Raw genomic sequence first — 15,053 nt, forward strand, 5'->3', positions numbered from 1 at the left:
TATTATGCATTTTTCTGTACCCAGATTTGCTTTAATTGATCAATAAAAAAATGATATTTGGCATCAGTTGCATCCGTGTGCACCATTTCAGCTTCACACGTATCACAGATAAACTCGGAAACGATAAAAATGCCTTCATGCTTGTGCTGCCCGCATATAATACAGCGGTGGCCGCCTTGATCATGCATATCCATCCCACCTTGTTTCTTTTACTATTAGTATGGGGCACTTTCTACTATTTTAAACCTTTTCATAGCCCAGTTCGACGATATACTCTATATATATTCCTTTTGGGCCATTATGGTGTTTGTACCCCGTATGTTTAAAAAACAGCCGTCTATGCCGATATAATAAGAAAAGCTCTTATGTATGGATACCCTTTCATCGGAGCCCTTGAACACTTCATCAGTGATAGCTTTTCCAGTAATTATAGAGTAGGCTAGCTAACACTTGTTGTTGATCATTCTGTATTTCTACAAAAACGATTAAATGCTTATTTAAAGCGGCATGAGCGAAGTACCGTCCCTTTTTCCGGCTGTGGACGGGAAGCCACTTGTGATGCAGTAGATTAATGAAAGGACTGTTCGCATGACAGAGGAAACCGGAACCAAAGCTACCTACTATCACTACAAGCTCATTAAAAAAATCAGTATACCGCGTCAACTAATATGGAGTCACATCACATTACCTATTATTATGCTTCTCTTTCTGCTTCTTGCCTTTTCCTGGACTAGCGTGTTTTTGTTTGCTCTTGCCTTTTTCCTAACCCTATGGGTACACTTCGTAATCTCACGATCTGTCCTATACATCGGTGGCGGAACATCCTTCCGCAAACGCTGGGCATTCCATCGTAAATTACCTTGGCTAGGCTATATGACAGACCAGTACATAGGCTATAGCATCTTTCGTCGTGTGCACATACATACACTCTGGATCGGTGTCTGCTTGTCAGCCGTATTCATTCTCTGGTCTCCACCAGCCTTTACTGTATCCTTACTCTTCTGGCATCTATGGCTTATTGCACCGCGTCTATACATCCTCAGTCGGCTTACAGGCGAGAGAAAAGACGGCATGTTGAAGTTTACCGATGAAGATGCCTCATATTATCAACAGTAAATTTAACCACTCATATCCGTACAGATAGAAAATTCATGTCTGAACTAACCTACAACCATATAGACCGAAGCAATAAAAAAGGAGCAACCTCAACCGGTTACTCCTTTTTTGTGACTTAACAACTCTAATCGTTTTATTCTCTTATCTCATCAAGTAAACTTTTCCTCATCTTTATCCTCGTTATTCATGTAGAGCATTTGATCAACATGCAAATATATAAAAGGAAGTCACTCCCTACTCAACGGCAGTTCTGAGTGCTTCCCCATATCCGATCTCTTCATTCATCATTATACACAGCATACAATACGCTATGAGTTTACTAAAAATATGATCTACAATAAATCCTATGCTGCTTACTCGGTTGAAAACCGTGTCCCTAATTAAGATCCACGCTTTTGCTCTTCACAACAGCCTTTCTGTCTTTTGGAACCAATACAGTAAAAGAACCATCATGCACAGACAAATGCACCATGTGTTTATTTTTCTGAAACACCTTCTGATTCGAGGTGGATAAATTCGGTTCCTCAGTCCAGCCCCAAGCTGCAATCTCCTCTAGATAAGGAGCAGGTAGACTATCACTTTCCTTCAACGCTGGCAGTGCATAGCGAACATAGTCCATGTCCGAATTACTGCTGGCCCGATCGGTTTTACTAGCTTCTTTGGGAACCGGAAACGTCTTCTCGTTGGCAGCACCCTCAAACGATGTCCAAGAAGGCTCCTCCTCCACGCACCCGGTAAGAATCGCGACAGCGACACTGAATAGCACCAATAGAGCAAGCCATTTATTTCGCCGCATGATCTTCCCTCCTTACCAGCCTGATTGACTATACAAAATCCTATGTTGGAGTTTGCATAATTCTGCAATAATGCAGCGTGTGTGTATGGGATTCAATACCTATATTATACAGGGTTTACTCTTACATTCCGTAACAAAAATGTTACCTTCCTTTTGTAAGGATATTTCTAAAATATACGTATATGCAAAAAGAGGACCATAATCTCATTGAGATCATGGTCCTCTTTACTTGTTGCTTGGCGACGTCCTACTCTCCCAGGACCCTGCGGTCCAAGTACCATCGGCGCTGGAGGGCTTAACGGTCGTGTTCGGGATGGGTACGTGTGGAACCCCTCCGCTATCGCCACCAAACATGAATTTACAATGTAAATTCTACCGTATAGTTATTCGGTTCATCACTTATCGTGTGAATGAATAGCCATGCGCTTGTCGTATGTCACTTGTACATACCTTCAAGGTTACACCCTGAAAACTGGATCCGAAACTCATTTGCGTTTTATTTTTAGGATAAGCCCTCGACCGATTAGTATTGGTCAGCTCCATGCATTACTGCACTTCCACCCCCAACCTATCTACCTCGTCGTCTTCAAGGGGTCTTACTAATTGGGAAATCTCATCTTGAGGGGGGCTTCACGCTTAGATGCTTTCAGCGCTTATCCCTTCCGTACATAGCTACCCAGCGGTGCTCCTGGCGGAACAACTGGTACACCAGCGGTACGTCCATCCCGGTCCTCTCGTACTAAGGACAGCTCCTCTCAAATTTCCTACGCCCACGACAGATAGGGACCGAACTGTCTCACGACGTTCTGAACCCAGCTCGCGTACCGCTTTAATGGGCGAACAGCCCAACCCTTGGGACCTACTTCAGCCCCAGGATGCGATGAGCCGACATCGAGGTGCCAAACCTCCCCGTCGATGTGGACTCTTGGGGGAGATAAGCCTGTTATCCCCAGGGTAGCTTTTATCCGTTGAGCGATGGCCCTTCCATGCGGTACCACCGGATCACTAAGCCCGACTTTCGTCCCTGCTCGACTTGTAGGTCTCGCAGTCAAGCTCCCTTCTGCCTTTGCACTCTTCGAATGATTTCCAACCATTCTGAGGGAACCTTGGGGCGCCTCCGTTACTCTTTAGGAGGCGACCGCCCCAGTCAAACTGCCCACCTGACACTGTCCTCGCACCGGATTACGGTACCAAGTTAGAACCTAGATACGATCAGGGTGGTATCCCAAGGATGCCTCCTCTCAAGCTGGCGCTCAAGATTCAACGGCTCCCACCTATCCTGTACAGATCGTACCCAAATTCAATATCAAGCTGCAGTAAAGCTCCATGGGGTCTTTCCGTCTTGTCGCGGGTAACCTGCATCTTCACAGGTATTAAAATTTCACCGGATCTCTCGTTGAGACAGCGCCCAAGTCGTTACGCCATTCGTGCGGGTCAGAATTTACCTGACAAGGAATTTCGCTACCTTAGGACCGTTATAGTTACGGCCGCCGTTTACTGGGGCTTCGGTTCATAGCTTCGCCCCGAAGGGCTTACCACTCCCCTTAACCTTCCAGCACCGGGCAGGCGTCAGCCCGTATACTTCGCCTTGCGGCTTCGCACAGACCTGTGTTTTTGCTAAACAGTCGCTTGGGCCTTTTCACTGCGGCCCCCTCGGGCTATTCACCCTACCGAGGCACCCCTTCTCCCGAAGTTACGGGGTCATTTTGCCGAGTTCCTTAACGAGAGTTCTTCCGCGCGCCTTAGAATTCTCTTCTCGCCTACCTGTGTCGGTTTGCGGTACGGGCACCTTCTCCTGGCTAGAGGCTTTTCTTGGCAGTCTGAGATCATGACCTTCGCTACTACAATTTTCGCTCCCCATCACAGCCCAGCCTTAACGATGTGCGGATTTGCCTACACACCAGCCTCACTGCTTAGACGGACATCCATCAGTCCGCGTCACTACCCTACTGCGTCACCCCATTGCTCATAACGGATTACGGTGGTACAGGAATTTCGACCTGTTGTCCTTCGACTACGCCTATCGGCCTCGCCTTAGGTCCCGACTTACCCTGAGCGGACGAACCTTCCTCAGGAACCCTTAGGCTTTCGGCGGATCTGATTCTCACAGATCTTTTCGTTACTCATACCGGCATTCTCACTTGAATGCAGTCCAGCGCTCCTTACGGTACACCTTCAACCCGCATTCAACGCTCCCCTACCCCTGATGCAAGCATCAAGCCATAGCTTCGGTGGTGTGTTTAGCCCCGTTACATTTTCGGCGCAGAGTCACTCGACCAGTGAGCTATTACGCACTCTTTCAATGGTGGCTGCTTCTAAGCCAACATCCTGGTTGTCTGTGCAACTCCACATCCTTTCCCACTTAACACACACTTGGGGACCTTAGCTGATGGTCTGGGCTGTTTCCCTTTCGACAATGGATCTTAGCACTCACTGTCTGACTCCCGGAACTAAATCTATGGCATTCGGAGTTTGACTGAGCTTGGTAACCCTTGCGGGCCCCGCACCCAATCAGTGCTCTACCTCCACGATTCTTCTTTCCGAGGCTAGCCCTAAAGCTATTTCGGGGAGAACCAGCTATCTCCGGGTTCGATTGGAATTTCTCCGCTACCCCCACCTCATCCCCGCATTTTTCAACATGCGTGGGTTCGGGCCTCCAGTGCGTGTTACCGCACCTTCACCCTGGACAGGGGTAGATCACCCGGTTTCGGGTCTACGTCCACGTACTCAAGTCGCCCTATTCAGACTCGCTTTCGCTGCGGCTTCAGCTCTTCACCTTAACCTTGCACGGGAACGTAACTCGCCGGTTCATTCTACAAAAGGCACGCCATCACCCATAGATCGGGCTCTGACTTCTTGTAAGCACACGGTTTCAGGATCTATTTCACTCCCCTTCCGGGGTGCTTTTCACCTTTCCCTCACGGTACTGCTTCACTATCGGTCGCCAGGGAGTATTTAGCCTTGGCAGATGGTCCTGCCGGATTCATACGGAGTTTCACGTGCCCCGCACTACTCGGGATCCGTCTCGGAGAGAACAAGTTTTGAACTACAGGGCTTTTACCTTCTCTGGCGGGCCTTTCCAGACCTCTTCATCTAACCGGTTCCTTTGTAACTCCATGTGAGACGTCCCACAACCCCAAGGAGCAAGCTCCTTGGTTTGGGCTAATCCGCGTTCGCTCGCCGCTACTGACGGAATCACTATTGTTTTCTCTTCCTCAGGGTACTTAGATGTTTCAGTTCCCCTGGTCTGCCTCTATTCTGCCTATGTATTCAGCAGAAAGTGACTGTCGATGAAGACAGCCGGGTTTCCCCATTCGGACATCCCCGGATCAAAGCTTGCTTACAGCTCCCCGAGGCCTTATCGTTGTTCGCCACGTCCTTCGTCGGCTCCTGGCGCCTAGGCATCCTCCGTGTGCTCTTTGTAGCTTAACCTAGTATTTACATGGTAAATACGATTTGCTTTGAATCTCGGTTCAACACTTACGTGTGAATGAAATTCAACGCAGCTACCTTTATTTCACTTGTTTACACAAGATCAGCTTAAAGGAATATTCTAAAACGCAATTTCGTTTCGGTATCCAGTTTTCAAGGTGCAATTCGCTTCATCGAAGCGAAACCCGATGAATATTTCGGTTCCACACGGATGTGTAAATGAAACATTCGTCGAAGCTTGAGAGTTTGAGCTCTCAAAACTGAGCAACGAGTGAGTAGTTTTTGAAGCTTACGCTTCATATTTGAATGTTTCCGTTGCAGGAAACGATTCTCCATAGAAAGGAGGTGATCCAGCCGCACCTTCCGATACGGCTACCTTGTTACGACTTCACCCCAATCATCTACCCCACCTTCGGCGGCTGGCTCCCTTGCGGGTTACCCCACCGACTTCGGGTGTTGTAAACTCTCGTGGTGTGACGGGCGGTGTGTACAAGACCCGGGAACGTATTCACCGCGGCATGCTGATCCGCGATTACTAGCAATTCCGACTTCATGTAGGCGAGTTGCAGCCTACAATCCGAACTGAGACCGGCTTTTCTAGGATTGGCTCCACCTCGCGATTTCGCTTCCCGTTGTACCGGCCATTGTAGTACGTGTGTAGCCCAGGTCATAAGGGGCATGATGATTTGACGTCATCCCCACCTTCCTCCGGTTTGTCACCGGCAGTCTGCTTAGAGTGCCCAGCTTGACCTGCTGGCAACTAAGCATAAGGGTTGCGCTCGTTGCGGGACTTAACCCAACATCTCACGACACGAGCTGACGACAACCATGCACCACCTGTCTCCTCTGTCCCGAAGGAAAGGTCTATCTCTAGACCGGTCAGAGGGATGTCAAGACCTGGTAAGGTTCTTCGCGTTGCTTCGAATTAAACCACATACTCCACTGCTTGTGCGGGTCCCCGTCAATTCCTTTGAGTTTCAGTCTTGCGACCGTACTCCCCAGGCGGAATGCTTAATGTGTTAACTTCGGCACCAAGGGTATCGAAACCCCTAACACCTAGCATTCATCGTTTACGGCGTGGACTACCAGGGTATCTAATCCTGTTTGCTCCCCACGCTTTCGCGCCTCAGCGTCAGTTACAGCCCAGAGAGTCGCCTTCGCCACTGGTGTTCCTCCACATATCTACGCATTTCACCGCTACACGTGGAATTCCACTCTCCTCTTCTGCACTCAAGCTCCCCAGTTTCCAGTGCGACCCGAAGTTGAGCCTCGGGATTAAACACCAGACTTAAAGAGCCGCCTGCGCGCGCTTTACGCCCAATAATTCCGGACAACGCTTGCCCCCTACGTATTACCGCGGCTGCTGGCACGTAGTTAGCCGGGGCTTTCTTCTCAGGTACCGTCACTCTTGTAGCAGTTACTCTACAAGACGTTCTTCCCTGGCAACAGAGCTTTACGATCCGAAAACCTTCATCACTCACGCGGCGTTGCTCCGTCAGGCTTTCGCCCATTGCGGAAGATTCCCTACTGCTGCCTCCCGTAGGAGTCTGGGCCGTGTCTCAGTCCCAGTGTGGCCGATCACCCTCTCAGGTCGGCTACGCATCGTCGCCTTGGTAGGCCTTTACCCCACCAACTAGCTAATGCGCCGCAGGCCCATCCACAAGTGACAGATTGCTCCGTCTTTCCTCCTTCTCCCATGCAGAAAAAGGATGTATCGGGTATTAGCTACCGTTTCCGGTAGTTATCCCTGTCTTGTGGGCAGGTTGCCTACGTGTTACTCACCCGTCCGCCGCTAGGTTAATTAGAAGCAAGCTTCTAATTAACCCCGCTCGACTTGCATGTATTAGGCACGCCGCCAGCGTTCGTCCTGAGCCAGGATCAAACTCTCCATTAAAGACCAAACGAAGTTGGTTTATAGAAAGAGCGATAAGCTCATTTTGAAACTGACGAGATAAAAATATCTCTTGTTTGATTTTGCGAACAAAATCGTTTTACTCACTCGTTGTTCAGTTTTCAAAGATCAAACATTCAATGTCCGCCTCGGCGTTTCTCTCAACCCCTCAGCAACTTTTATAGTGTATCATATTTTCTAGAGTTATGTCAACACTTTTTTTCGAAAGTGTTTTTCGCTCTTCTTGATAACACTTGAAGCGACAAGAAATAATATATCATACTTCCCTTGCATTATGCAACTCTTTTTTTAAAATACTTAGTTAAGTAACAATACACTCGATATAAAGCTCTCTTTGCAGCATTAAGTTAATGATTTCCCCATCTACTTGAATCAACGGCCGAGTCGGATGATCTCGATCAGCGAAAATAATTTCCCCTGTACGGTTATCATTGAGGCGCACCTTGGTTCCATTATTGAATTGGGTTAACTTATGAATAAAAACTTGTACGACACTTGGGTCCAGCTTTCCAAATGATTCTGACTTGATTTGTTCTAGAACCAGATACGGTGATTGGGCAGGTCGGTATGTTTTCTCTAGAGTCATAGCATGGAATACATCAGCCACTCCAACGATTTTAGCGTAGATGTGGATTTGTTCCCCTTTAAGACGCAGTGGATATCCAGTACCGTCCACTTTCTCATGATGCTGAAGAGCTGCCAAACGCACACCTTCGTTAATAGCTTTCACATTTTTAAGCAACTGGTATCCCAGTGATGTATGGCGACGTATTTCTTCTTGCTCTTCCCACGTTAGTTTGGAGGGCTTGTACAGAATGACCGGGTCCATTTTAGCGTTCCCTATGTCATGAAGCAATCCAGCAAAAGCCACTTGCATCCAATCCTTTTGAGGTAATCCGATCCATTGTGCAATGGAGTAGGAAGTGAGGGAGGTTAGTACGGCGTTGTGATATATATAGTCCACTTCGATCATGGCGGGCGGAGTATAGGTCATTACATTATAGCGCTGAATGTGCACCAGTAAGGACTCCAATTGTCCCCGTAGTTCATATATAGATAAATTAGAGACGAGCACCGATTGAAATGCATTCTTAACGAGCATCACCATTTTGTCATACTCATCCTGAAATTGTTCAGATTCATCTCGTCCATCTAACGAAGGTCCTTGCGATTCAGATGTTCCAGATCGAACAGTCGTAGACTCGCTACTGGATTTTGTAAGATCATCCGTCCCTACCTCAACTTGCTGGATCAGGAACGCCTGTAAAATCTCCAAGTCACGCGGTAGCAGAATACGCCCTTTCGGTAGCAGCAAGCTGCCCATTTCTGTAAATACATCGCTTTGCAATCTAAGTCCTGCTTTTAATTCCGATACGGGTACAGTTGTCATGGTCAACCTCTCTGTTCTCACAACAGCTGCTCCAGCTGCCAGTTATGATGTCATTATATTACTTGGGAATGATCCTGTACATTCATTTTATGCCATTTAAAGCATACTTGTCTGAATTCGTTAGCCAGAAAAAGAAAAGGACTCCCCGACCAAATAGTCAGAGAGTCTCTTCCATCTAAAATTTAATAACTACTGTTGTTTCCATATTCAGGCTCTTATTCGCCCTCAGAAGATTCTGGGTTACCTTCCGCACCTTCTGTATTCGTTTCGAGAGTTGGTTCAACAGAAGATAGAGATGAGCCCTCTCCAGCTTCCCCACCCTCTAATAATTCTTCAAGCAGTTCATCCTGCTCCTCATTCTTGTTCGCTCGACAAACAGTTGCAACCGAATCATCATCGCGAATATTAATCAGCCTTACCCCTTGTGTATTCCGACCCATCGTGGAGATTTCCCCCATGCTAGTCCGAATCAAGGTGCCACTAGCTGTAATGATCATCAGATCCTCTTCGGTTTTTACAACCTTGAGACCGACAACCGGACCATTTTTATCCGTAACATTAATCGTCTTGATCCCCTTACCTCCACGGCTTTGGATACGATAATCCACAACAGGGGTACGCTTGCCATAACCTTTGGACGTTACAATCAGGATATCCAGGCTGGTATCCACGATGTCCATACCAATTACAGCATCACTCACATCAAGGTTGATCCCTTTAACCCCTGTAGCGCTACGGCCCATAGACCGTACATCACTTTCAGGGAAACGGATAGACATGCCTTGTGCTGTACCAATAATCATTTCCTGCTGTCCGTCGGTCAGCTTCACTTCGATCAGGGCGTCATCTTCACGCAAGTTAATGGCAATCAAGCCACCTTTGCGGATATTTGCATAGTCATCAAGTGGTGTCTTCTTTATGATTCCATGCTGGGTCGCAAAGAATAGATAGCTATCCTCCACAAATTCCTCGATTGGAATTACCGCATTGATCGACTCACCCTGTTCAATCTGAATCAGGTTAATAATCGGTGTCCCCCGGGCTGTCCGGCTAAGGTCAGGAATCTCATAGGCCTTAATCCGATATACCTTGCCCTTGTCGGTAAAGAATAACAAATGATGATGTGAATTCGTAATGAACAGATGCTCTACGAAATCCTCATCTTTGGTATCCATACCCACTACACCACGACCACCGCGTTTTTGACTGCGATAGGTAGTAACAGGAAGGCGTTTGATATATCCCGTATGGGTTACAGTAATAATAACATCTTCACGCGGAATGAGATCCTCATCCAGAATACTCTCTTCACCCACTGTAATTTCAGTGCGACGGTCATCAGCGAAACGTTCCTTAAGTTCATTCAGCTCTTCGCTAATGATGTTGAGTACCAGATGCTCGTTCGCCAAAATCTCACGGTATTCCGCAATCTTTTGTATTAGCTCGTTATATTCGTTCTCGATCTTCTCACGTTCCAAACCGGTTAAGCGTTGCAGACGCATATCGAGAATAGCCTGAGACTGCTCAAGAGTGAGCGAGAAACGCTCAATCAGTCCTTCACGAGCTGCTTCTGCAGTTTGGGAAGAACGAATCAAAGCAATAACTTCGTCCAGATGATCAAGGGCAATGCGCAAGCCTTCCAGAATGTGTGCTCTAGCTTCGGCTTTTTTCAGATCAAATTCTGTCCGGCGCCGAATAACCTCGACCTGATGTTTGAGATAATGATACAAGACATCCTTCAGGTTCAAAATCTTCGGTTCGTTGTTTACAATGGCAAGCATATTAATACCGAAATTCGACTGCATAGCCGTATGTTTAAACAAATTATTCAGAACGACGTTCGGGTTCACGTCCCTACGCAACTCGATAACGACACGCATACCCGTACGGTCCGATTCATCCCGAAGATCCGTAATGCCTTCAATACGTTTGTCACGTACTAATTCGGCAATTTTCTCAACCAGACGAGCCTTATTCACTTGGTAAGGCAGTTCATGCACAATAATCCGTGCTTTATTGCCAATCTCTTCTATGGTGGTCTTCGCACGCATGGTCACAGATCCGCGGCCAGTCTGATACGCCTGACGGATACCAGAGCGTCCCAAAATATAACCTGCTGTCGGGAAATCGGGCCCTTGAATATAATCCATAAGTTCCATCGGCGTAATGTCGGGGTTTTCGATCAATGCTTGTACACCATCGATAACCTCTCCCAAGTTATGCGGAGGAATATTGGTAGCCATTCCGACTGCAATTCCGCCGACGCCATTCACCAGCAAGTTAGGATAACGTGCAGGTAATACGACGGGCTCGCTCTCTTCACCATCATAGTTCGGCATAAAATCAACGGTCTCTTTGTTCAAATCACGTAGCATTTCCATGGCAATCTTGGACAACCGTGCTTCGGTGTAACGCATCGCAGCCGCCATATCTCCATCCACGGAGCCAAAGTTACCGTGTCCATCCACCAACATATAACGCAAAGAAAAATCCTGCGCCATCCGCACCATCGTATCATATACAGCCGTATCACCATGAGGGTGATATTTACCGATAACTTCGCCGACGATTCTTGCCGATTTTTTGTAAGGCTTATCTGGCGACATGCCTAGCTCGGACATCGCGTACAAAATACGACGGTGTACCGGCTTCAATCCGTCCCGCACATCAGGCAAGGCACGGCTAACAATAATACTCATGGCATAATCCATAAAGGATTCGCGCATTTCCACTCCGATATCCCTATTGATGATTTGCGAGTTATTTTGATCCGCCATGCTGGTCCTCCTTCTTATCCTTCAATACAATGCTCTCTATGTGAAAAGCCTAACAAGATACTGCCTATACACTCCGCTCTCTGCGCAGGATTTTGGCTGAAATCCTCATCTGTATAATTATATTACTTTCACAAAAAGAGCACAATTAAACGCATCTGTCCTCTTTACAGCGTAAATCCCTCGTCATTCTCTCTCTGCCTGTAGCAGATCGCTATTCTCTTGTACAACTCACAAGCCCTGATTATAACAAATTCCCCAGAGCTGGGGATTAGCCCCCACCCTAAGGGCCTTTTCCACATACAATACGTATACGGTCAGGGTTCACTTAGCAAAATTCCGAAAAACGCCGTATTTCTCTATTATATCATTGTTTTACGCACTTGTCCTTTAGTTTCCCTTGTTTTGTCAAAGTGTTGCGGATCCCAAGTACATGACTCATATTTCGAAAAGAAAGGGATGAGATTACTTGTCTATTCAGCGAGTATCCAGTAAGTGGACCAAAACAAATGCCATTCTCCCCAATCCGACATTGGCCGCTTATGTACCGGAAACACGGTTGTACACATTTGATCACTTGAACGAAATGTTGGCCGTGTATGGTACTGTCTATATTAAGCCTGATAACGGTACTTATGGAAAAGGGGTTATGCGGGCAGAGAGGCTGACAGAGCCGCTTCCGCCGACAGAAGAAGGAATCATCGAAGAGAGAACTTGGTATGTGCTTCGCTATGAAGTAGATACCTTCACCTTCGAAAGTCTAGAAGATCTGCATAGAGTGATTTCTTCCCGCATACGAAAACGTCCATATCTGATCCAGCGTGGAATTCCACTTCTTCAGCATGAAGCACGCCCCTTCGATTTGAGGGTATTAACCCAGATGAACTTGAGACACCAATGGGAAACAACGCTTATTGTAGGACGCGTAGCTGCTCCTGACAAAGTCGTCACCAATCATCACAGCGGTGGGACAACACGCTTTTTCAATGAGCTGGTCGCTCCATACATGGATGTAAAGGAATCTGTACGACTGGAGCAAAAATTATCAAAAATGGGCGAACGGGTAGCCTGGCAGTTGCAAAAAAGATACCCACGTTTAAGGGAAATAGGATTAGATGTGGGACTGGATCAGCAAAATTATCCGTGGATTCTGGAGGTTAATACGAGACCAGCAATCAAGGTGTTCTCTTCCCTTCCAAACAAAAGCCTCTATCATAAAATATTCAGATATGCAGTAGGCTACGGACGGTACTCTCCATCCACGGGTAAAGCCGTACGCTCTAAGAAAAAGGCCTAAAACAATGAGATTAAATATTCAAATACACCCGGGCTGGTTAATGACAAGAAAAGGGACGCCCATTTGGGCGCCCCTTGCGAACTCCTACAAAATACTACCTAATGAGCACGTAATACAGCCACTAGGAAAGAACATCACACATTAAAAATCGAGATTTTTCACGTACTTCGCATGTTCTTGGATAAAGTCACGACGAGGTTCTACATTATCACCCATCAAGGTATTGAACAGTGTATCAGCCAGCATCGCGTCACTGACAGTTACCTGAAGCATGGTACGACTCTCAGGGTCCATCGTAGTTTCCCAAAGTTGGGTCGCATTCATCTCACCCAAACCTTTATAGCGCTGTACATTGTACTTCGCGTTTTCTCCAAATTCCCTGATGATCTCATCACGTTCCGCCTCGGAGTTCGCATAACGTACAACTTTGTTACGCTCTACTTTGAATAGTGGTGGCTGAGCAATATAAATATAGCCTGCATCAATGATTTTACGCATGTACCGATAGAAGAACGTCAGCAACAACGTACGAATATGGGCACCATCGACATCCGCATCTGTCATGATAATGACCTTGTGATAACGGGCTTTGGCGATGTCAAAGTCGTCTCCGATCCCTGTACCCATTGCTGTTACCATGGACCGGATTTCATCACTGGACAAAATACGGTCCAAGCGTGCCTTTTCGACATTCAGGATTTTACCGCGAATCGGTAAAATAGCTTGAAAGTGACGATCACGACCCTGCTTAGCCGATCCCCCTGCTGAGTCACCTTCGACAATGTACAGTTCACTAATCGAAGCATCCTTAGAGGAGCAATCCGCCAGCTTGCCTGGGAGCGAACTGATTTCCAGCGCGCTTTTACGACGTGTAAGCTCACGCGCTTTACGCGCTGCTTCCCGGGCACGTGCTGCTTGTAATGATTTGTCAACCACACGGCGGGAAACAGACGGATTTTCCTCTAGGAATTCCTGGAGTTTCTCTGCGAATAGGGATTCGACAATCCCTCGCACCTCACTGTTCCCCAACTTTGTCTTGGTCTGACCCTCAAACTGTGGTTCTGGAATTTTGACGGAGATAATCGCCGTCAATCCCTCACGCACATCATCACCGGTCAAGTTGGCATTGTTGTCCTTAATCAAGCCATTTTTACGTGCATAATCGTTAATGATCCGGGTTAATGCACTCTTGAAGCCTGATTCGTGAGTTCCGCCCTCATGGGTATTGATGTTGTTAGCAAAAGAATAAATATTCTCGGTATAGCTGTCGTTATATTGCAAAGCAACTTCGACTTGAATCATATCACGCGAGCCTTCGACATAAATCGGCTGTTCATGTAACGCTTCTCTTTTTTGATTCAAGAATTGCACATATTCACTGATACCGCCCTCGTAATGGAATGTATCACTGGCTCCCGTCCGTTCATCAGTCAAGCTGATTGCAATGCCTTTGTTCAGGAAAGCCAACTCACGAATCCGCGTTTGGAGCGTATCATAATCATATACGGTCGTTTCTGTAAAGATTTGATCGTCCGGATAGAAGGTCGTTTGGGTACCCGTCTCGTCTGTATCCCCGATGACTCTGACATCATACTGCGGAGCACCACGGTGGTATTCCTGCTCATACAGATGTCCGTCCCGTTTAACATGAACGATCATTTTGCTGGAGAGAGCGTTCACTACCGATACACCAACCCCGTGCAGACCACCGGATACCTTGTACCCTCCGCCTCCGAATTTACCACCTGCGTGAAGTACAGTCATAACGACTTCCAGCGCAGATTTTTTCATTTTGGCGTGTTCGCTTACCGGAATACCGCGTCCGTTATCTGTAACGGTAACGCTGTTATCTTCGTGAACCACAACTTGAATGCTGTCACAATAACCCGCCAGCGCTTCGTCAATGCTGTTGTCCACAACTTCCCAGACCAGATGATGGAGACCTTTGGCGCTCGTGGAGCCAATATACATCCCGGGACGTTTCCGAACCGCTTCCAGGCCCTCGAGGACCTGAATCTCGCCCGCATCATAAGACGGTTGATTCATAGACATGCCTTTCACCTACTTCTATAGATTCTATGGTTAAGCATTGGCAACAAACTGGTTTGCCCGCTTTTTGAGTGTTGTTGAGGAGATGGGGGAATAATACACCGTATTCTGAGTCACTACGATGGACTTGGCTTCCTCTTCGCCAATCATCTCGACATGCTTTTGCTGTTGGGCGTGGTTCACGTATTGCTTGGAGATTTTAGAGGATTTTTCAATCGAGATATCGAAAATAGCCACAAGCTCTGACGAGCGGATGATTTTTTCTCCACCCAGATGAATATACATAG

At 47.1% G+C, this 15,053-nt stretch carries 8 protein-coding genes and 3 rRNA genes; 2 read left to right on the forward strand and 9 right to left on the reverse strand.

Translation table 11 applies throughout. The features are described 5' to 3' along the window. Positions 1-2 precede the first annotated feature (2 nt). The gene (locus ACQW03_RS11110) at positions 3-188 is read right to left on the reverse strand and encodes a sigma factor G inhibitor Gin (protein WP_023986422.1); all 186 of its coding nucleotides are present in this window, start codon (positions 186-188) and stop codon (positions 3-5) included. A 400-nt stretch (positions 189-588) separates the two neighbouring features. On the opposite strand from ACQW03_RS11110, the gene ACQW03_RS11115 reads away from it, so the two are divergent. After that, positions 589-1,116: a hypothetical protein gene (locus tag ACQW03_RS11115; protein ID WP_025720154.1), complete on the forward strand. Its 528-nt coding sequence runs from the start codon at positions 589-591 to the stop codon at positions 1,114-1,116. Between the two features lie 376 nt (positions 1,117-1,492). On the opposite strand, the gene ACQW03_RS11120 is transcribed toward ACQW03_RS11115, so the two are convergent. The 6 genes from ACQW03_RS11120 to gyrA form a co-directional block, all read right to left on the reverse strand. Continuing rightward, entirely contained in the window at positions 1,493-1,912 is a 420-nt protein-coding gene (locus tag ACQW03_RS11120) for a hypothetical protein (RefSeq protein ID WP_013308104.1), read from the reverse strand. 234 nt (positions 1,913-2,146) lie between these two features. Continuing rightward, positions 2,147-2,263: ribosomal RNA gene (rrf, locus tag ACQW03_RS11125) — 5S ribosomal RNA — on the reverse strand. Positions 2,264-2,415: 152 nt separating this feature from the next. Further along, positions 2,416-5,344, reverse strand: a 23S ribosomal RNA gene (locus tag ACQW03_RS11130). A gap of 338 nt (positions 5,345-5,682) precedes the next feature. Further along, a 16S ribosomal RNA gene (locus ACQW03_RS11135) occupies positions 5,683-7,238 on the reverse strand. The 16S, 23S and 5S rRNA genes sit together here, the layout of an rRNA operon. A gap of 319 nt (positions 7,239-7,557) precedes the next feature. Further along, entirely contained in the window at positions 7,558-8,646 is a 1,089-nt protein-coding gene (locus ACQW03_RS11140) for an HD-GYP domain-containing protein (RefSeq protein WP_071639000.1), read from the reverse strand. A gap of 215 nt (positions 8,647-8,861) precedes the next feature. Further along, positions 8,862-11,423 (reverse strand): DNA gyrase subunit A, encoded by a 2,562-nt coding sequence (gene gyrA, locus ACQW03_RS11145; RefSeq protein WP_441949694.1) that lies wholly within the window; start codon positions 11,421-11,423, stop codon positions 8,862-8,864. 466 nt (positions 11,424-11,889) lie between these two features. Here gyrA and ACQW03_RS11150 point away from each other — a divergent pair, with 466 nt between their 5' ends. Then, the gene (locus ACQW03_RS11150) at positions 11,890-12,717 is read left to right on the forward strand and encodes a YheC/YheD family protein (protein WP_071638999.1); all 828 of its coding nucleotides are present in this window, start codon (positions 11,890-11,892) and stop codon (positions 12,715-12,717) included. A gap of 141 nt (positions 12,718-12,858) precedes the next feature. Here ACQW03_RS11150 and gyrB read toward each other — a convergent pair whose 3' ends face one another. Next, complete coding sequence (gyrB, locus tag ACQW03_RS11155) at positions 12,859-14,769, reverse strand: DNA topoisomerase (ATP-hydrolyzing) subunit B (RefSeq protein WP_013308100.1); 1,911 nt, start codon at positions 14,767-14,769, stop codon at positions 12,859-12,861. Between the two features lie 30 nt (positions 14,770-14,799). After that, positions 14,800-15,051: an extracellular matrix regulator RemB gene (gene remB, locus ACQW03_RS11160; RefSeq protein ID WP_007433255.1), complete on the reverse strand. Its 252-nt coding sequence runs from the start codon at positions 15,049-15,051 to the stop codon at positions 14,800-14,802. Positions 15,052-15,053 lie beyond the last annotated feature (2 nt).

Origin of the sequence: Paenibacillus sp. DRB1-1 (genome assembly GCF_052119485.1) — a bacterium.
Classification (GTDB): Bacteria; Bacillota; Bacilli; order Paenibacillales; family Paenibacillaceae; genus Paenibacillus; species Paenibacillus polymyxa_B.

Coding starts and splice junctions, on each gene's coding strand:
- ACQW03_RS11110 (WP_023986422.1), bottom strand. CDS start 188: ATGCATGATCAAGGCGGCCACCGCTGTATTATATGCGGGCAGCACAAG.
- ACQW03_RS11115 (WP_025720154.1), top strand. CDS start 589: ATGACAGAGGAAACCGGAACCAAAGCTACCTACTATCACTACAAGCTC.
- ACQW03_RS11120 (WP_013308104.1), bottom strand. CDS start 1,912: ATGCGGCGAAATAAATGGCTTGCTCTATTGGTGCTATTCAGTGTCGCT.
- ACQW03_RS11140 (WP_071639000.1), bottom strand. CDS start 8,646: ATGACAACTGTACCCGTATCGGAATTAAAAGCAGGACTTAGATTGCAA.
- gyrA (WP_441949694.1), bottom strand. CDS start 11,423: ATGGCGGATCAAAATAACTCGCAAATCATCAATAGGGATATCGGAGTG.
- gyrB (WP_013308100.1), bottom strand. CDS start 14,769: ATGTCTATGAATCAACCGTCTTATGATGCGGGCGAGATTCAGGTCCTC.
- remB (WP_007433255.1), bottom strand. CDS start 15,051: ATGTATATTCATCTGGGTGGAGAAAAAATCATCCGCTCGTCAGAGCTT.